The sequence below is a fragment of the Propionivibrio sp. genome, from assembly GCF_041441355.1.
GTDB lineage: Bacteria > Pseudomonadota > Gammaproteobacteria > Burkholderiales > Rhodocyclaceae > Propionivibrio.
The window spans coordinates 47,927-65,909 of the sequence record NZ_JASDTF010000019.1; the positions used below are offsets into that span (position 1 = coordinate 47,927).

Here is a 17,983-nt window from a genome sequence, read left to right on the forward strand (position 1 = left end):
GGCCATCGGTTTATGGCAAGGCTTCGAGGCAACGGGCGCAGTCGGGGAGGGCTCGCCATCCGCGAAAACGACAGGATTCGTTTTTATAAAAACGTGGTCTGTCCCCTATTTACAATGCGCTGCCGGGGCAGCGGCAACACTGCGCGAACAGGCGCAGCAGGCGAAGGAAGCCGTCGAATGGGCGGCAGAGAATCCCGAAAAATTCAAGGAAATCGCTCAAGCTGCTGAAAATCGCCTGCGCGAGGGCTTGTCTGCAGCGCTCAAGGCTGGCGACGAAAAGCAGGTAGGCCTCCTGCTTGGCGCAGTCCTCGCCAATTTCACGCCCGACCCGGCGAAAAAAACCCAAGCAGCACTCCATCTCATTGACGAAATCACCCTCGCCAAAAAAGCCGCGACTCTGGCGAAACGTGCAGACGTCGACCAAGTGCACACCATCCCCACGGGTACCAAAGGTAACTGGAGTCCAGATGCAAACGGCAAGCTCGAACCAAAAACCGCGCACTTAATGGATAATGGCCATGCCTATATCACCGATGCGCAAGGCCGGGTGAAAACCGTTGAGGCCGATCTAAACGGCATCAAGATGGATCGCAATGAGTACCAGCAAGGTTGCGTTCGCAAATGTGGTGACGTGGGTGACGAAGGTGGTCACCTGATCGCCGCCATTCTCGGCGGTTCCGGCGACCGCATCAACATCGTGCCGCAGGCGCAAACCCTGAACCGCGGCGCTTGGCGCGACATGGAGAAATCTCTGAAGCAGGCACTGGATGCCGGCAAGAACGTGACGATGAAGATCGAGGTTGGCTATCCGCCGGGGGGCGGGGCGAGGCCGAGTGAGTTTGTGGTGCTCGCACGAATTGGAAACGATTTAAATAGATTTGAGTTTTCCCAATGAAGAACATGCGCTCGATTGATGAGGCCTGTGGCGAACTTGCCCTTGGAATCAAGGATTTTGTTAAGGATCGGCCGTGGGATAGCGCATCCTGCGAATGTCGGCTGTTTCATAAAATGGTACAGTCGTCACATTGGTGCATCAATGGTGGAGTCAAGGACACTCGTGGGTTGGACTGGCCTGATACAAGCATTGCGGTTGGCGATGCTGCCACCTTCCTCTGCAACCACATCCTTAAAACCACCGGCCAACGCATCTACGGCCTGACCTTCACGCTCTATCCCAACGGCAAGTTCACCCTCGACTACGACTACGAACGTCCTGCCGATTACGACGACAGCGAGGACAGCATTTCGCTGGAGGAAGCTCTAGGGAGTCTCGGGCAGACGGGCATTGCCGCGAAGCTTGGTGAAGATAGCACTCCGGAACGCCGCTTTCTTGCCGCTGCCATGAGCCGTCTTCAGGCACATACAGTCGAACACACGCAACGCTGGGGACTTGGCAGTGAGACCCGCTGGAACCTCGACATGAACGCCGGGACGCTGCAACTCTCCTTTGCTGACGGGCGCGAACTGCGTTTCCCCGTACAGATCGTCGGGACCTACAATCGCCAGGACGGCACTTTCCTCTGGGCCTGGGATCGCCCCTCCGTCCCCGAACCGTTACGCCGTGCGGCTCAACACCTGCGCGGGCATGGCGAACGTGAGGGATGGGGCCGTTTCACCACGCGTACACTCCCTTGTTCGGAAAACGAAGCCTGGGAGTTCACCGCCGCGGCCGCCGATTTGGAGGGCGTCACCGGTGCCTATCGGGGCGACGCGGGCACAGCCTGGGTGTACATGTGCTTCGATGCAGGCATGGCCTCGGCGCTCTGAAATTGAATCACCCCGTCGTAAATTGGCGCCCAATTGCCGGAGGCGGGGCGGAGCCTAGCCTCCGGCAAAATATGGCGTTACAAACGCCGTAGAACGTTCTGCAGCAGCTGGATGCGCGGCAGGACGCTGTCGAGTTCGAGGTATTCGTTCTCGTTGTGGAAGTTGCCGCCGATTGGGCCGAGGCCGTCGAGCGAGGGGATGCCGAGGGCGGCGGTGTGGTTGGCGTCCGAGCCGCCGCCGACGGCCTTCCAGCCGATCGTTAGGCCCATTTCGGCGCCCGCGGCTTCAACCGTTTGCATCAGCGCTTCGGTTTTAGCCGAGGCCTCCATTGCGGGCATGAACGAGAGGCGCTTGAGCGTGATGCTGACGTCCGGGGTGAAGGGCTGGGCTTGGAGGTCGTGCAGGGCGCGCTCGATTTTTTCGAACTCGCTGGTTTTCCAGAAGCGGATGTCGATCGTCGCGCTGGCGTGCTCGGGGACGACGTTGCTGGCCGTTCCGCCGCTGATCTGGCCGACGTTGACCGTGGTGCCGGCGGCGTAGTCGGTGAGGGTGTTGAGGGCGAGCGTCCAGTGGGCGAGTTCGGTGACCGCCGAGCGGCCTTTCTCGTGGTCGTTGCCGGCGTGCGCGGCGACGCCCTTGAAGTCGATCTGGTACATGCCGACGCCCTTGCGCGCCTTGACGAGGGTGCCGTCGGTGCGTGCAGCTTCGGCGACGAGAACGCAGCGGCTTTTTTGCGCGTAGCGGCCGATCCAGTCGTGCGAGTGCACCGAGCCGGTTTCCTCGTCGGGGTTCATGGCGACGCAGATGGCGAGCCGGTCGAGGGTTTCGGGATCGAGGCCACGCAGTGCCCAGGCGATGTTGAGCAGGCCGGCTTTCATGTCGGCGGCGCCGGGGCCGCGGGCGATGTTGCCGTCGATGCTGAGCGGACGTTCGGCGACGGTGCCGACAGGGAAGACGGTGTCGAGGTGGCCGACGAGCAGGACGTCGTAGTGCTCCGCGCCGGGTTTGTTGGTGGCGAGAACGCCGGGGCCGACGGCGGGGCCGAGGTCGACGAGCTCCGCGTGCCAGCCCATGTCGAGGTATTTCTGGCGCATCAGCCCGGCAACGTGGGCAACGCCGTCCAGCGTCGTGGTGCCGCAGTCGATGTCGACCAGCGGCCGGAGTTCGTCGATGTACAGTTGCAGTTCCATGATGAGTCTCTTTCTTTCCGTTGAAGCAAGTGGGGCGCGAAGTCGGCAATGAACGCCGGCCTCAAAGCGCCGCGCGCCTTATTTCCGGAGGGGCATAAGGCGCGCGTTCGTGGGGCCGGAGCGTAGTCCGTCTAGATCAACACGCGCATGACGAGCATGGCGCCAAAGGCGTTCAGCACCGAGATTCCGATCATCACCGGAATGTGCTGGGCGCGGGTGCCGACGACGCCCAGCAGGCGGCCGACGTACTGGACCTGCGAGCCCATCAGGAAGAGTGCCGGGGCGACGATGGCCAGATGGTCGCCGTTGAAGATGCCGGAGCCGAAGAGGGTGGCGGCGGCACCGACGCCTCCGCCCATCGACATCCAGCCAGCCAGCAGTACGGCCGCCGCTTCTCCGGGCAGCCCGAAGAGCCCCATGATCGGGGCGAAGATCGTGCCGATCAGTTTGAGCAGACCGGTCAGTTCGAGCGCCTTGATGACGACGAAGGCCATCATCACGTTGGGCAGGGTGCTGGTGGTCGCGAGCGTCCAGCCTTTGCGCGCGCCGGCGACAAAGACGTCCGTGATCATCGGTTTGTTTTGCAGTTCAGCCATGTTTGGTTCTCCTTATTTCGCGGCAGCGGCGGCGGCCTCTTTGGGCTCGACGATGAAGGTCCAGTAGAGGCGCATCAGGTTCGCTCCGACGACTTTGAAAAGGAGCATCACGCCGACACACAAGCCCATGGTGACGGGCGAGGCGACTTTGCCGTCGGCCAGAGTGAGGGTGAACAGGATGGCGCCGGTGGAGAAGAAATTGGTCAGCGTCGCGCCGGCCGAAAATTGGAACATGGTGAAAATGTCCTTTTCCTTCTCGGTGATGCCGCCCTCGTCGTAGAGGGTGCGCGTCATCGAAGCACCCGCGTCCGTGCTTTGCAGGCTGCTGATGATGCCCAGCGCCGCCGTTCCTGGAATGCCCATCAAAGGCCTGAGGAGTGGGGTCAGTAATTGTCGGGCAGCTTCCAGTGCGCCGTAGCCTTCCAGAACGTTGATGACCGCGAGGGCGAACATCACGGTCGGGATCAGACCCAGGGCGAAGAGAAAGCCGTCCATCGCGCCGCTGCCGCCGGTACCGCGGAAGCTGCCGGTCTTGGTCTCGACCTTGCCTTCGGGTTTGGCGGTGGCGCTGGTCAGCACCTTGCCGAAGGAGCCGTTGAGCGTGCCGAAGTCGAACACCGACGCGGCGGCAACCCATTGCTTGTCGGGCAGCATCTTGACGAAACTCTCGTTTTTGGCGAGCCCGGAAAAGAAGATGATGGCGAAAATCAGCGCAAGGTAGGCGCCGATTCCGAGCTTCCGCTCAGGGGCGGGGGTTTGCATATCGGTTTCCTCTAATGTATTGAAGTTGTCGTGAAAATTTTTTTTCGACGGATGTTAGAGGGGGCTTGGAGGGCCGTCAAGCAGGCTGTTTGAATTGTTTTTTTATTGCTTAACAATCAATCTGATAGCGAACGGACCTGTGCCTGTGTTTGGACCGTAGAAAAGAAAAAGCCCCGCCGCGTGGCGGGGCTTGGCGCGAAAAAAACGATTAAGCCGAGAGCGCCGGGGTACGGTGCGTTTCGATGACCTGCAGCATTTGGGCGAAGACCTTGGGGCTGCCGGCGACAACGTTGCCGGTTTCAAGGTGGTTGTCCGCGCCGGAAAAATCGCCGACGAGGCCGCCCGCTTCGGTCACGAGCAAGCTGCCGGCCGCTGCATCCCAGGGCTTGAGGCCGATTTCCCAGAAGCCGTCGAGGCGGCCGCAGGCGACGTAGGCCAGGTCAAGCGCGGCCGAGCCGGCGCGGCGGATGCCCGCACTGCGCTGGGTGAAGTCCTTGTACATCGCGAGGTAGGCGTCGATGTGCGGGAACATGCGGTAGGGGAAGCCGGTGCCGAGCAGCGCGGTGTCGATCTTGGTGCGCTTGTCGGCGACGCGGATGCGGCGCTCGTTGAGGAAGGCGCCGCCGCCCTTGCTGGCAGTAAACATCTCGTTGCGGACGGTGTCATAAACGATCGCCTGGTTGGGCTGGCCCTTGTAGGCCAGGGCGATCGAGACCGAGTATTGCGGAAAGCCGTGGATGAAGTTGGTCGTGCCGTCGAGCGGGTCGATGATCCACTGGTAGTCGTTGCCGGCGCCGCTGCCCGCGGTGAGCCCGCTCTCTTCTGCTAGAATCCCGTAGTCGGGATAGGCCTCGCTCAGTACTTTGATGATGGCCGCCTCGGCCGCCTTGTCGACCTCAGTGACGAAATCGCTCTGCTGTTTGGCGGCGACCTTGACGTGTTCGAGGTCCTGGGAAGCGCGATTGATGATCTGGCTGGCGCGGCGCGCCGCTTTGATCATGATGTTCAGGGCTGGGTGCATGGCGTGTCTTCAATCAAGTGAGCCGGCGAGCGGCGCGGGGTATTCCGTCGCGGCGTGCTCGGCTGTTAATCGCGTATTTTAATATGAACCCGCCTTCGGCGTCTCTCTCGCCGTCCTCCCCCCTTGTGGGGGCTGCGGCGCTCGACCGCGTCCGCGTCGTCCTTTCCTTGACCAGCCACCCCGGCAACATCGGGGCCGCCGCGCGGGCGATGAAGACCATGGGGCTGACCCGCCTCGTACTCGTCAGCCCGCGTTCGTATCCGCACGATGAAGCGGCGCGGGCAGAGGCAGAGGCCCGTGCGGCGGGCGCCGACGACCTGCTGCGTGCGGCGACGCTCTGCACGTCGCTCGACGAAGCCCTGCAGGGTTGCATCTACGCGGTGGCCCTTTCGGCGCGGGTGCGCAACCTCGGCCCCGGGCCGTTGACGGCCCGCCAGGCCGCCAGCGAGATCGTTGCTCAGGCCGCAGAAGGCGACGTGGCGCTGGTGTTCGGCAACGAGACCGCCGGCCTCTCAAACGAGGATGTGCAGCGTTGTCAGCGCGCGGTGTTGATTCCGGCCAATCCCGAGTACTCCTCGCTCAACCTCGGTTCAGCGGTCCAGTTGCTCTGTTACGAGTTGCGCATGGCCGCGTTCGAAGCGGCACCGCCGGTCGTGACCAAAGCCGTTCCTTTCGCCTCGCCGCCGGCGACCCACGACGACCTCGAACGCTTTTACGCACACCTCGAGCGCGTCATGGTGAGTAGCGGCTTCCACGACCCGGCGCGTCCGAAGCGTCTGATGCCCAAGTTGCGTCGCCTGTTTGGGCGCAGCGCGCTGGAACGCGACGAAATCAACATCCTGCGCGGTGTGCTTGACGCGGTCGAGCGTTCGATGGTGCCGCGCGGCGCAGGGAACGCATGCCCGGACGACGGGTCGGACAACGCAGCGGGGACGTGAGCCGCAGGCAGTCGAAAGGCTGTCGATAATGTTGATCGTTTCACTCGGGAATTATAGAATGGCCCGTTTTTCAGTTTGTCGCCTGGTGGAGGTGCGCCCTGATGTTTAGCCGCTTGCGTGAGGATATTCGGTCGGTTTTCGAACGCGACCCCGCAGCACGCACGTTTTGGGAAGTCCTCACCTGTTACCCGGGGTTGCATGCCGTACAGATGCACCGCCTGTCGCACTGGTTGTGGTCGCACGGATTGCGCTGGGGCGGACGTTTCGTGTCGCATACCGCCCGTTTTTTGACCGGAATCGAGATTCACCCCGGGGCGACGATCGGCCGGCGGTTCTTCATCGACCACGGCATGGGCGTGGTGATCGGCGAGACGGCGGTGATCGGCGACGACGTGACCCTCTATCACGGCGTTACCCTCGGGGGAACGTCCTGGAACAAAGGCAAGCGCCATCCGACGCTCGAAGACGGGGTGGTGATCGGCGCCGGAGCCCAGATTCTTGGCCCGATCACGATCGGCGCGCGGGCCAAGGTCGGCTCCAACGCGGTGGTCGTCAAACCGGTGCCGCCGGGGTGTACGGCGGTCGGCAATCCGGCGCGGGTGATCGATCCAGAACAGGTGCAAAAACGCGAGGAAAAGGCCGGCGAAATGGGCTTTTCGGCCTATGCCCTGGCGGGCAAGCCCGACGACCCGTTGGCCAAGGCCATTCACGGCCTGCTCGACCACGCCGTCGAGACCGACCGACGAATCGAACTGTTGCTCCGGCGCTTGGACGAGGCTGGGGTGTGTCGTGACGATGAACTGGCGACGGCGGATAAATTCGATCCGAAATACTTGAGTAAAATTGTCGATTAGTTTGGGGAACTATTCCTAAAGCCGACAAGACTAATCAGGTATTTCAAGGAGGCACAACATGCGATTGACGACCAAAGGACGCTTTGCGGTGACCGCGATGATCGACCTCGCGCTGCGCGGTGGCGATGGGCCCGTGACGCTGGCAGGGATCAGCGAGCGGCAGAACATTTCCCTCTCCTACCTTGAGCAACTGTTCGGCAAGCTGCGCCGTCACCATCTGGTGGACAGCGTGCGCGGCCCAGGCGGCGGTTATTGCCTGTCGCGCCCGTCGGTGCAGATCACGGTGGCGGACATCGTGCGCGCAGTCGACGAGCCGCTCGACGCGACGCAGTGCGGCGGCTACGAGAACTGCAAGGACGAGGAGCGTTGCATGACCCACGAACTGTGGAGCACGCTCAATCGCAAGATGTACGAATACCTGACTTCGGTGACCTTGTTCGACCTCGTCGACAAGCAGTTGCGCAAGGCCGGTGCCGAAGTTGCCGTGCTCAAGGATGCGCGCCTGCCCCCGGTTCGTTCGCGCAGCAAGCCTCTGGTGGCTGCGGCCTAAGGCGCGGGCGTTTGGCGAACGGCAATGTTCACCCCCGTCTACCTCGACCATAACGCGACGACGCCCTTGGCGCCGTCGGTGCGCGAGGCCATGCTGCCGTGGCTCGGCGGGCGTTTCGGCAACGCCTCGAGCCGGCACGAATACGGCCGCGCGGCGCGGCGGGTGATTGACGACGCGCGGCAGCTGGTGGCCGATGCCGTCGGCGCGGTGCATGGCGAGGTCGTGTTTACGAGCGGTGGTTCGGAAGCCAACAACCTGCTGCTCAAGGGCTATGCCGAACGCCTGCGTCCGGGGCGCCTGGCTGTCGGCGCGTGCGAGCATCCCTGCGTGCTCAAGCCTGCCGGACAGTTGGCGCGGCGCGGCTGGCAGGTCGAGCGTCTGCCGGTCGACGACCAGGGACGGATCGATGCCACGGCGTATGCCGAAGCGCTGCAGCGCCGGCCGCAACTCGTTTCGGTGATGCTGGCGAACAATGAAACTGGCGTCGTGCAGGACATCGCCGCGTTGGCCCATGCGGCACGCGAAGCCGGAGCGTATTTTCACAGCGATGCGGTGCAGGGACTGGGCAAGGTCGCGTTGGATTTTCGTGCTCTGAACGGCGCCGGAGTCAATGCGCTGACCTTGTCGGCGCACAAGATCGGTGGCCCGCAAGGCGCCGGTGCGCTGGTGCTGGACAAGCGTCTCGACCTTGAGCCTTTGATCGCCGGTGGCGGGCACGAGCGCGGCCTGCGTTCGGGGACCGAGAACGTCGCGGCGATCGTCGGTTTTGGCGAAGCGTGCCGACTGGCGCGTGCCATGCAGGCTGAGCGGGCGCAGGTGCTGGTCGCGCAGCGTGATCGTCTGGTCGCGGCGCTGTTGGCGCTGGGGGCACGGGTGTTCGGCGAAAAGGCCGAGCGCTTGCCAAACACGGTTTATTTCGCCTTGCCGGGCATTGACGGCGAAACCCTGGTGGCTCAACTCGACCGCGCCGGGTTTGCGGTGGCGAGCGGAGCGGCGTGCTCGAGCGCCAACCCCGAGCCTTCGCACGTGTTGCAGGCGATGGGCGTCGATCTGCTGCTGGCGCGCGGCGCGGTGCGCGTCAGCCTGGGGGCGACGACGCAGGATGCTGAACTCGAAGAATTCATGACGGTGCTGCAGGCGACGTATCGGCGCTTGCAGCAACTGGCCGCGGTGGCGGTTTGACACGATAATTACGCGATGGAGAACACCATGTTGAAACTCCCGATCTACCTGGATTACTCGGCGACGACGCCGGTCGATCCGCGTGTGGCCGAGAAGATGATCCCCTACCTGGTGGAGAAATTCGGCAACCCCGCATCCCGTTCCCATTCCTTCGGCTGGGAAGCCGAAGCGGCCGTCGAGGCGGCGCGCGATCAGGTCGCGGCGCTGGTCAATGCCGATCCGAAGGAAATCATCTGGACCTCCGGCGCGACCGAGTCGGACAACCTGGCGATCAAGGGTGCGGCCTACTTCTACGCCGGCAAGGGCAAGCACCTGATCACCGTCAAGACCGAGCACAAGGCCGTGCTCGACACCTGCCGTGAGTTGGAGCGCCAGGGTTTCGAAGTGACCTACCTCGACGTGCAGGAGAACGGCCTCATTGACCTCGAGGCCTTGAAGGCGGCGATCCGCCCGGACACCATCCTGATCTCGGTGATGTTCGTGAACAACGAGATCGGCGTCATCCAGCCGGTCGCCGAAATCGGCGAAATCTGCCGTGAGAAGGGCATCGTTTTCCACGTCGACGCGGCGCAGGCGACGGGTAAGATCGAGATCGATCTGGCGACGCTGAAGGTCGACCTGATGAGTTTTTCGGCACACAAGACTTACGGCCCGAAAGGCATCGGCGCGTTGTACGTGCGGCGCAAGCCGCGCGTCCGCCTCGAAGCGCAGATGCACGGCGGCGGCCACGAACGCGGCTTCCGCTCGGGCACACTGCCGACGCACCAGATCGTCGGCATGGGCGAAGCTTTCCGCATCGCGCGCGAAGAGATGGTCGAGGAGAACAAGCGCATCGGGGCGCTGCGCGATCGTCTGTTCAAGGGCTTGTCGGAGATCGAGGCGGTCTACGTGAACGGCGACCTTGAGCAGCGCGTGCCGCACAACCTGAACATCAGCTTTGCCTACGTCGAAGGCGAGTCGATGCTGATGGCGGTGAAGGACCTCGCGGTGTCCTCGGGCTCGGCCTGCACCTCCGCCTCGCTCGAACCCTCGTACGTGCTGCGGGCGCTGGGGCGCAACGACGAGCTGGCGCACAGCTCGATCCGGTTTACGCTCGGCCGCTTTACGACCGAGGAAGAGATCGATTACACGGTGCAGCTGATGCGCGCCAAGATCGGCAAACTGCGCGAATTGTCGCCGCTCTGGGAAATGGTCCAGGAAGGCGTCGATCTCAACACCGTGCAGTGGGCCGCCCACTAAGGCAAACGTATTCAGGGCGTGGCAGGCCCCGGCCTTGCCGCTGACCTGCCGCCCTCAAGAGGAGAGTAAGATGGCATACAGCAACAAAGTGTTGGACCATTACGAGAATCCGCGCAACGTTGGTTCCTTCGCCAAGGAAGACGACGGCGTGGCAACCGGGATGGTCGGTGCGCCGGCTTGCGGCGACGTGATGAAGCTGCAGATCAAGGTGGGCAAGGACGGTGTCATCGAGGACGCCAAGTTCAAGACCTACGGGTGTGGTTCGGCGATTGCCTCGTCGTCGCTGGTCACCGAGTGGGTCAAGGGCAAGACCCTCGATCAGGCGCTGGAGATCAAGAACACCCAGATCGCCGAGGAACTCGCGTTGCCGCCGGTCAAGATTCACTGTTCGATCCTGGCCGAGGACGCGATCAAGGCGGCCGTGGCCGACTACAAGAAAAAGCACGGCGAATAATGCCGGCTGTGGTGAATGCCGGGTCCGGACAAAGCGCCGGCCCGGAGGACGCAAAGGAGAATGAACGGATGGCTGTAACGCTGTCGGAACGTGCGGCCAAGCACGTCGCCAATTACATCGCCAAGCGCGGCAAGGGCATCGGTCTGCGCCTCGGCGTACGCACGAGCGGTTGTTCCGGGGTCGCCTACAAACTCGAATTCGCCGACGCCGTCGAAGCCGAGGACCTGGCCTTCGAATCGCACGGGGTGAAGGTTTTCGTCGACGCCAAGAGCTTGCCGTACCTTGACGGTACGGAACTCGACTACGTGCGCGAAGGCTTGAGCGAAGGTTTCAAGTTCAACAACCCCAACGTCAAGGATGCCTGCGGCTGCGGAGAGAGCTTCACCGTCTGACCGTCAGGTGGTTTGCCACCGATGACTGCGCTTCTCGTTGTGCTTCTCGCCGCTCCGGGTCGGTTCGATCGCCCGGAAAGGTGCCAAATGACTGCCCATGGACTTCAACGCCGATCACTTCGCGCTCTTTGAGCTGCCACGCGCGTTCCGACTCGAGAGTGCGCTGCTCGACAAACGCTACCGCGAGATTCTCGCCCTCGTTCATCCCGACAAGTTCGCCCACGCCAGCGACGCTGAACGGCGCTTGTCGCTGCAATGGGCAACACGCATCAACGAAGCCTACCTGACGCTGAAGAAACCGCTCGCGCGCGGGCGTTATCTGCTCGAGCTGCTCGGGCATCCGGTGGACGAGGAAAATAACACCTTGATGCCGACAGAATTCCTGATGGAGCAGATGGAATGGCGCGAGGCAGTGGCCGAGGCGCGCCAGGCCTGCGATCAGGAAGAACTCGAGAAGCTGCGCCGCCGCGTCAAGGCACGCCAGGCGCAGCGCTACGAGCAGTTGGCCGAGGCTCTCGATGACCGGCAGGACTATGCCTTCGCCACCGAGCGCGTGTGCCGCTTGATGTTTCTCGAGAAACTGATCGCCGAAATCGACAACGCGCTGACCGAGCTCGACGCCTGAGGCGGTGCCGGCCAGCGGACCCAACACAGCAACCCAGCAAGGATTCACGACCTTCATGGCTCTTTTCCAGATCGCGGAACCCGGTCAATCGGAAGCCCCGCACCAGCACAAGCTGGCCGTCGGCATCGACCTTGGCACCACCAATTCGCTGGTGGCGACCGTGCGCAGCGGCCAGTCGACGGTCATTGCCGACGCGCTCGGCCGCCCGCTGCTGCCCTCGGTCGTCCGTTACGGCGCCGACGGCAGTGCGACGGTCGGCTACGAGGCGCAGGCGGTGCAGTCGAGCGACCCGCGCAACACCATCGTTTCGGTCAAGCGCTTCATGGGCCGCGGTTTGAGCGACATCGCGCACCGCGAGTCGATGCCCTATCACTTTGAAGAGGCGCCCGGCATGGTGCGGGTGCGGACCGTGGCCGGGGCCAAGAGCCCGGTGGAAGTTTCGGCCGAGATCCTGCGCACTCTGCGCGAGCGGGCCGAGGATTCGCTCGGCGGCTCGCTGGTCGGTGCGGTGATCACCGTCCCCGCTTACTTCGACGACGCCCAGCGCCAGGCGACCAAGGATGCCGCCAAGCTGGCCGGACTTTCGGTGCTGCGCCTGCTCAACGAGCCGACGGCGGCGGCGATCGCCTACGGGCTGGATAACGCCGCCGAAGGCGTGTATGCCGTCTATGACCTGGGCGGCGGCACGTTCGACATCTCGATCCTCAACCTGACGCGCGGCGTTTTCGAAGTGCTGGCGACCGGCGGCGATTCGGCGCTCGGCGGCGACGACTTCGACCAGCGCATCTTCTGCTGGGTGCTCGAGACGGCCAAGCTCAAACCGCTCTCGGCCGAGGATGCGCGCCTGCTGCTGACCTGCGCGCGCGAAGCCAAGGAATACCTGACGCCGCACGGCGTGGCGCCGATTTCGGCGCGGCTCTCGAGCGGCGAAGTCGTCGATCTGCAGCTGACGACGGAGATCTTTACCGAAATCACCCGCACGCTGGTGACCAAGACGCTGCAGCCGGTGAAGAAGGCGCTGCGCGACGCGGGCATGGGGCCGGAGAACGTGAAGGGCGTGGTGATGGTCGGCGGAGCGACGCGCATGCCGCAGATTCAGCGTGCTGTGGCCGATTACTTCGGCCGCCAGCCGCTCAACAACCTCGATCCGGACAAGGTCGTCGCGCTCGGCGCGGCGATGCAGGCCAACCTCCTCGCCGGCAACCGCGCGGCGGGCGACGACTGGTTGCTGCTCGACGTCATTCCGCTCTCGCTGGGCCTGGAGACGATGGGCGGTCTGGTGGAAAAGATCATTCCGCGCAACTCGACGATTCCGGCGGCGCGGGCGCAGGAGTTCACCACTTTCCGCGACGGACAGACGGCGCTGGCCGTGCATGTGGTACAGGGCGAGCGCGAACTCGTCAGCGACTGCCGTTCGCTGGCGCGCTTCGAGCTGCGCGGCATCCCGCCGATGGTGGCGGGCGCGGCGCGCATCCGGGTGACCTTCCAGGTCGATGCCGACGGGCTGCTCTCGGTTTCGGCGCGCGAGCAGACGGCGGGCGTCGAGGCGAGCATCACCGTCAAACCCTCGTACGGCCTCTCCGACGACGAAGTCGCCAACATGCTCAAGGACTCGCTCAGTCACGGCAAGGACGACGCCCTGCGGCGCGCCCACAAGGAGGCGCAGGTCGAGGCGCAGCGCCTGATCGAGGCGGTGCAGGCGGCCTTGCGCCACGACGCCGAGCTGCTTTCGCCCGACGAGGCGCAGGCCATCGAGGCCGGCATCGCCGCGCTGCAGGTGGCGGCGCTGGGCGAGGACCGGCGCGCCATCTCGGCAAGCATGAATGCGCTTGAACTCGCCACCAAGGACTTTGCCGCCCGGCGCATGGACAAGTCGATCCGCCGGGCTTTTGCCGGTCGACGCATCGATGAAATTTCTGAAATCGAAGCCGCCACCGGCGACGACGTGACCACGCCGGGAGCGCCCGCATGACCCAGATGATCGTATTGCCGCATGTCGAATTGTGTCCGGAGGGCGCCGTCATCGAGGCCAAGCCGGGCGAGTCGATCTGCCAGAACCTGCTCGACAACGGCATCGCCATCGAGCATGCCTGCGAGATGTCGTGCGCCTGCACGACGTGCCACGTGGTTGTGCGCGAGGGCTTTGCCGCGCTCGAGGCTTCCGACGAACTCGAGGACGACATGCTGGACAAAGCCTGGGGGCTGGAGCCCAATTCGCGCCTCTCCTGCCAGGCGATCGTGAACGAGACGCCGCTGGTGGTCGAGATTCCGCGCTACTCGATCAACATGGCCAAAGAAGGCAAGCGCTGAGGAGAGCAACATGAAATGGACCGATGTGCACGACCTGGCGATCGAGCTTGCAGAGGCGCACCCGGACGTCGATCCGAAACGCCTGAATTTCGTCGACCTGATGCGTTGGGTGCTCGCGCTGCCGGGCTTTGACGACGATCCCAAGCATTGCGGCGAAAAGATCCTCGAGGCGATCCAGCAGGCCTGGATCGACGAAGTGGAATGAGCGCCGGCGAGTTCGGCGGCGCCGGAGGCGTGCAGCGCAACGTCCTTGGTGGTCCGCTCGGGCGCTGCAGCGATGCGCCAAAGACCGGGTTTTACCGCGACGGTTGCTGCAATACGGGCGACGAAGATGTCGGCCGCCATACCGTTTGCGTGGTGATGACGGAGGAATTTCTCGCCTTCTCGCGCGCGCAGGGGAACGACTTGTCGACGCCGCGCCCGGAGTACGGCTTCCCCGGCCTCGCGGCCGGCGACCGCTGGTGCTTGTGCGCTGCGCGCTGGCTCGAGGCCTTCCGTGCCGGGCAGGCGCCGCGCGTGCTGCTCAACTCGACCAACGCAGCGACCCTGGAGATCGTCGCGCTCGCCGACCTCAAGCGTTACGCCATCGACCTGATGTGAGCGCAGGTGCGGGCCGCGAAGCCCGTCTGGATGCGTCTTCCGGCGCCGCTGCAGGGCGCATCCAGCGGTCGTTTCAGGGGCATGTGCTTGAGCGTTTGTTCTGCAAGCTCGGTCCAAGCCGCAGCGAACACTGGGCCCATTGAGCGCACGAACAAAAAAACGGGAGCGAGCTTGGCCGAAGGCAGGGAATGCCTTTGGCTAGAAAGCCTTTTTCTTTCTTCGTGCTTCCGCGTGGGGAGCTTCAATCCGCTGCCGCGCACGGCAGGCGCAGGCGGGCGATCAGCCCGCCGCCCGGGCGCGGCAGGAGGTCGAGCCGGCCGCCGTGCAGGCGCGCCATGCGCTCGGCGATGGCCAGCCCGAGCCCGGTTCCACCGGCGTTCGAGCGCGCCGCTTCGAGGCGGGTGAAGGGGCGCTTGAGACGTTCGATCTCGGTTTCCGGGATGCCCGGGCCGCGGTCGAGAACATCGATCCCGGCTTCGTCGGCGCGATGCCAGGTGGCGACGTCGACCTCGCCGCCGCCGTATTTGAAGGCGTTGTCGATGAGGTTGGCGAGCGCCCGTTGCATTCCCTGGCGGCGCAGCGGCAGGCGTGTCCCGGCGGCGCTGAACGTGATCGCCTGGCCGCGCCGGGTGTAGGCGTCGACGAGCTCGCCGACCAGCGCGTCGAGCTCGCTCGGTTCAAGCGCCTCGTCGGCGCTGCCACGCGCAAAATTCAGGAATTGCCCGATGATCGCATCCAGGTGCTCGATGTCGTCGGCGACGGCCTGGCGGGCGGCTTCGTCGCGGATCGACAGCTCGGCTTCCAGGCGCAGGCGGGCGAGCGGGGTGCGCAGGTCGTGCGAAAGGCCGGCCAGGATTTCGGCGCGCTCGCCGTCCATGCGTTTCAAATCATCGGACATGCGGTTGAAGGCGGCGGCGAGCTGGCGCAGTTCCAGGGCGCCGCGCTCGGGGATCGGCGCGGGGTAATGACCGCGTCCAAGCGCCGCGACGGCGCCGGCCAAGGCACGCAAGGGCAGGGTGACGCGGGAGACGATCAGCCAGGCGACCGCCAGCGCCAGGGCCAGCGAGGCGCCCCCCCAACTCAGCCAGCGCAGCGGGAGGTCGCTTTCGGCGTGCTCGCCGGGAATCATCAGCCAGTAATCGTCCTTGCCTTCTTCGTCGAGCGCAAAACCGACCCAGATGCCGACCTCGCCGTTGATCGCGCCGGCAAATCGCGTTTCGTCGCCCAGTTCCTCGCGCGCGGTGGCGAGCACCAGGCGGAAGAAAAAGGTGTCGGGCAGCGGGTCGATGCGGTCCGAAGCCGAGGCCGGATGCAGGCTCAAGCCTTCGCTCTCGGCCAGGTCGATGAGTAGCTGGGCACGTTTCTCAGGATCGGCGGCGACCAGCGCCGCGCTGGTGGTGTTGACGATGCTGACGGTCAGTTGCGCCAGTTGCCGCGCGCGCGGTTCGCGTTCGGCGAGGCCGAAGAGAACCAGCCAGATGCACATCGAGCCGACCAGCAGCAAGCCCAGCAGGGCGAAGGTTCGGACCAGCAGCGTGCGCGGCAGGAAGGGGCGCACGCAGGCGAGGGCGCGCCGGATGCGGCCGGATGCGGAACCCTGGGCGCTCGGGGCGGCCGTCATGGCCGGCGGTCGGCCGGCGGGTCGGGGACGAAGACGTAGCCGAAACCCCACACCGTTTGCAGGTAGCGCGGGGTGCCCGGGTCGGGCTCGACGAGTTTGCGCAGTCGCGAAATTTGGACGTCGATGGCCCGGTCGTAAGGGCCTTGCTCGCGGCCGCGGGCCAGCGTCATCAGGCGTTCGCGCGATTGCGGCTGGCGCGGGTGTTCGAGCAGGGCCTTGAGGACCGAGAACTCGCCGGTGGTCAGCGCGATCGTCTCCTCGCCGCGCTTGAGGCTGCGGGTGGCGAGGTCCACGCAGACGTCGCCAAAGCTGACCGTCGTTCGTTCGCCGCTCGTCGGCGCGCCGGGGATCGCCGGCGGACGGCGGCGCAGCACGGCCTGGATGCGGGCCAGCAACTCGCGCGGGTTGAAGGGCTTGGGCAGGTAGTCGTCGGCGCCCATTTCGAGGCCGACGATGCGGTCGATCTCATCGCCCTTGGCGGTGAGCATCATGATTGCCAGTTGCGGGTCGGCACTGCGCAGGCGGCGGCAGATCGAGAGGCCGTCCTCGCCGGGCAGCATGAGGTCGAGAACGACCAGGTCGAAGGCTTCGTGCGCCAGTTCCCGGTCCATCGCCGCGGCGTCTTCGGCGCTGCGCACGACGAAGCCTTGTTCGCCGAGGTAGCGCTCAAGCAGTTCGCGCAGGCGCTTGTCGTCATCGACGACGAGCAGTTTTCTTTCGTTCATCCTCTGATCGTAGCAGGAAAGTGATTGCCGTTACCGTCCGCGTGCTTGAACGCGCCGGACGATGGTTTCCATGAGGCGCCAGATGGGCAGCGAAAAGAGCACCACCACCACGAGGCGCGCGACTTGAAATGCGGTGACCAACGCCACGCCAAGGTGCAGCGTCTTGGCGGTGATGCACATTTCCGAAAGGCCGCCGGGCGAGGTCGAGAGGATCATCGTGCTGGCCGATTCGCCGATCAGCCAGGCGATCGCCAGGCCCAGGCTCACGGTCATGGTCAGGGTCAGGAAGGTGCTGGCGACGATGCCGACCATCAGGCTGCGCGATTCCTGTTTGAGGCTGGGCTTGAAGCGCGTACCCAGTGCGCAGCCGAGCAGCACCTGGGCGAGCAGCGAGAATTCGAACGGGACCGAGGTGAGCGCGTTGCCGCTCATGGTGATCGCGGTGCTGACGAGCAGCGGGCCGAGAATCCAGGCGTTGGGAATCCCGACCTTCATGAACACGAAGGCTGCGGCGATGGCGGCGAGGACCAGGAGGCCAATTCCCTGAAGGTCGAAAGGGACGCGGGCGGATTCGGAGAGGATGTCGCCGCTGATGCCGAAGGCGGTGACTCCGATTGGAATGGTGGCGACGACGATCAGGATGCGGATCGAATGCGAGAGGGCGACCTGATCGAAGCGGGCGCCCGCGCGTTCAGCCATGATCGCCATTTCCGAGGCGCCGCCGGGAACGCTGGCGAAATAGCCGGTAACGTAGGTGATGCCGGAAATCCGGGTCTGCAGGTAGCCGCTGATGGCGCCGATGCCGATCGACGCGAACGAGGCGAACAGCATGTAAGGCCAGAAACCGAGCAGATAGCGGGTGACTTCCGGCGTGAAATAGAGGCCCAGGGCGCAACCGATGATGAGTTGTCCGGCCTGTCGGCCGCCGCGGATTTCGCCGACCTTGACGCCGTTGATCGCGGCGAGTCCGACCCCGAACAAGGGGCCGAGCATCCAGGGCAGCGGGATGTGCAGGAGCTTGCACAGGGTGCCGGCAACAAGGCTGATGCCGAGGGCGGTGAGGATCGGAAACAGGGTCGTCTTGGGCCAGGAGGACATGATCGGTGATGCACTGCGACGCAAGGGCGGAAAGAAAAACCCCCCGCACACGGCGGGGG

21 protein-coding genes are annotated in these 17,983 nt (G+C 64.5%); 14 read left to right on the plus strand and 7 right to left on the minus strand.

The window, feature by feature from the left end; genetic code table 11:
* The first annotated feature begins 247 nt into the window (after window positions 1–247).
* Window positions 248–895: a DNA/RNA non-specific endonuclease gene (locus QMB55_RS06670; protein ID WP_497587902.1), complete on the plus strand. Its 648-nt coding sequence runs from the start codon at window positions 248–250 to the stop codon at window positions 893–895.
* Complete coding sequence (locus QMB55_RS06675) at window positions 892–1,767, plus strand: DUF6882 domain-containing protein (protein WP_497587903.1); 876 nt, start codon at window positions 892–894, stop codon at window positions 1,765–1,767. The genes QMB55_RS06670 and QMB55_RS06675 overlap by 4 nt, the downstream gene beginning before the upstream one ends.
* Before the next feature lie 77 nt (window positions 1,768–1,844).
* On the opposite strand, the gene QMB55_RS06680 is transcribed toward QMB55_RS06675, so the two are convergent.
* From QMB55_RS06680 to QMB55_RS06695, 4 genes are all read right to left on the minus strand, one after another.
* The gene (locus tag QMB55_RS06680) at window positions 1,845–2,957 is read right to left on the minus strand and encodes a M20 family metallopeptidase (RefSeq protein WP_497587904.1); all 1,113 of its coding nucleotides are present in this window, start codon (window positions 2,955–2,957) and stop codon (window positions 1,845–1,847) included.
* 131 nt (window positions 2,958–3,088) lie between these two features.
* A complete protein-coding gene (locus QMB55_RS06685) occupies window positions 3,089–3,553 on the minus strand; it encodes a YjiG family protein (RefSeq protein WP_497587905.1) in 465 nt (154 codons plus the stop codon).
* 12 nt (window positions 3,554–3,565) lie between these two features.
* On the minus strand, window positions 3,566–4,315 hold the full coding sequence (locus QMB55_RS06690; protein WP_497587906.1) for a nucleoside recognition domain-containing protein: 750 nt from the start codon (window positions 4,313–4,315) through the stop codon (window positions 3,566–3,568).
* A gap of 208 nt (window positions 4,316–4,523) precedes the next feature.
* Window positions 4,524–5,336 (minus strand): inositol monophosphatase family protein, encoded by an 813-nt coding sequence (locus tag QMB55_RS06695; protein ID WP_497587907.1) that lies wholly within the window; start codon window positions 5,334–5,336, stop codon window positions 4,524–4,526.
* 83 nt (window positions 5,337–5,419) lie between these two features.
* Here QMB55_RS06695 and QMB55_RS06700 point away from each other — a divergent pair, with 83 nt between their 5' ends.
* The 12 genes from QMB55_RS06700 to QMB55_RS06755 all read left to right on the plus strand — a co-directional run bounded on the left by QMB55_RS06700 (window position 5,420) and on the right by QMB55_RS06755 (window position 14,480).
* Window positions 5,420–6,274 carry an RNA methyltransferase gene (locus tag QMB55_RS06700; protein WP_497587908.1) on the plus strand — a complete coding sequence of 285 codons (855 nt, stop codon included), beginning with the start codon at window positions 5,420–5,422 and terminating at the stop codon, window positions 6,272–6,274.
* Window positions 6,275–6,375: 101 nt separating this feature from the next.
* Window positions 6,376–7,128, plus strand: coding sequence for a serine O-acetyltransferase (gene cysE / locus QMB55_RS06705; RefSeq protein ID WP_497587909.1), 753 nt, complete (start codon window positions 6,376–6,378; stop codon window positions 7,126–7,128).
* Window positions 7,129–7,186: 58 nt separating this feature from the next.
* Window positions 7,187–7,678 carry a Fe-S cluster assembly transcriptional regulator IscR gene (gene iscR, locus QMB55_RS06710; RefSeq protein WP_497587910.1) on the plus strand — a complete coding sequence of 164 codons (492 nt, stop codon included), beginning with the start codon at window positions 7,187–7,189 and terminating at the stop codon, window positions 7,676–7,678.
* Window positions 7,679–7,702: 24 nt separating this feature from the next.
* On the plus strand, window positions 7,703–8,860 hold the full coding sequence (locus QMB55_RS06715; RefSeq protein WP_497587911.1) for a cysteine desulfurase family protein: 1,158 nt from the start codon (window positions 7,703–7,705) through the stop codon (window positions 8,858–8,860).
* 27 nt (window positions 8,861–8,887) lie between these two features.
* The gene (locus tag QMB55_RS06720; RefSeq protein WP_497587912.1) at window positions 8,888–10,099 is read left to right on the plus strand and encodes an IscS subfamily cysteine desulfurase; all 1,212 of its coding nucleotides are present in this window, start codon (window positions 8,888–8,890) and stop codon (window positions 10,097–10,099) included.
* Window positions 10,100–10,169: 70 nt separating this feature from the next.
* Window positions 10,170–10,553, plus strand: a complete 384-nt coding sequence (gene iscU, locus QMB55_RS06725; RefSeq protein WP_497587913.1) for a Fe-S cluster assembly scaffold IscU — start codon at window positions 10,170–10,172, stop codon at window positions 10,551–10,553.
* Between the two features lie 68 nt (window positions 10,554–10,621).
* Complete coding sequence (iscA, locus tag QMB55_RS06730; protein WP_497587914.1) at window positions 10,622–10,945, plus strand: iron-sulfur cluster assembly protein IscA; 324 nt, start codon at window positions 10,622–10,624, stop codon at window positions 10,943–10,945.
* Window positions 10,946–11,042: 97 nt separating this feature from the next.
* A complete protein-coding gene (gene hscB, locus QMB55_RS06735; protein WP_497587915.1) occupies window positions 11,043–11,570 on the plus strand; it encodes a Fe-S protein assembly co-chaperone HscB in 528 nt (175 codons plus the stop codon).
* 55 nt (window positions 11,571–11,625) lie between these two features.
* On the plus strand, window positions 11,626–13,542 hold the full coding sequence (gene hscA / locus QMB55_RS06740) for a Fe-S protein assembly chaperone HscA (RefSeq protein ID WP_497587916.1): 1,917 nt from the start codon (window positions 11,626–11,628) through the stop codon (window positions 13,540–13,542).
* On the plus strand, window positions 13,539–13,880 hold the full coding sequence (gene fdx / locus QMB55_RS06745; protein WP_497587917.1) for an ISC system 2Fe-2S type ferredoxin: 342 nt from the start codon (window positions 13,539–13,541) through the stop codon (window positions 13,878–13,880). Before hscA ends, fdx begins: the two co-directional genes overlap by 4 nt.
* A gap of 10 nt (window positions 13,881–13,890) precedes the next feature.
* Window positions 13,891–14,085 (plus strand): Fe-S cluster assembly protein IscX, encoded by a 195-nt coding sequence (gene iscX, locus QMB55_RS06750; RefSeq protein ID WP_497587918.1) that lies wholly within the window; start codon window positions 13,891–13,893, stop codon window positions 14,083–14,085.
* The gene (locus QMB55_RS06755; RefSeq protein ID WP_497587919.1) at window positions 14,082–14,480 is read left to right on the plus strand and encodes a DUF2237 family protein; all 399 of its coding nucleotides are present in this window, start codon (window positions 14,082–14,084) and stop codon (window positions 14,478–14,480) included. Before iscX ends, QMB55_RS06755 begins: the two co-directional genes overlap by 4 nt.
* A gap of 241 nt (window positions 14,481–14,721) precedes the next feature.
* On the opposite strand, the gene QMB55_RS06760 is transcribed toward QMB55_RS06755, so the two are convergent.
* The 3 genes from QMB55_RS06760 to QMB55_RS06770 are packed head-to-tail and all read right to left on the minus strand — an operon-like array spanning window position 14,722 to window position 17,924.
* Window positions 14,722–16,101, minus strand: coding sequence for an ATP-binding protein (locus QMB55_RS06760; RefSeq protein WP_497587920.1), 1,380 nt, complete (start codon window positions 16,099–16,101; stop codon window positions 14,722–14,724).
* Entirely contained in the window at window positions 16,098–16,826 is a 729-nt protein-coding gene (gene ompR, locus QMB55_RS06765) for an osmolarity response regulator transcription factor OmpR (protein WP_497587921.1), read from the minus strand. The genes QMB55_RS06760 and ompR overlap by 4 nt, the downstream gene beginning before the upstream one ends.
* Before the next feature lie 30 nt (window positions 16,827–16,856).
* Window positions 16,857–17,924: an AbrB family transcriptional regulator gene (locus tag QMB55_RS06770; protein WP_497587922.1), complete on the minus strand. Its 1,068-nt coding sequence runs from the start codon at window positions 17,922–17,924 to the stop codon at window positions 16,857–16,859.
* Window positions 17,925–17,983 lie beyond the last annotated feature (59 nt).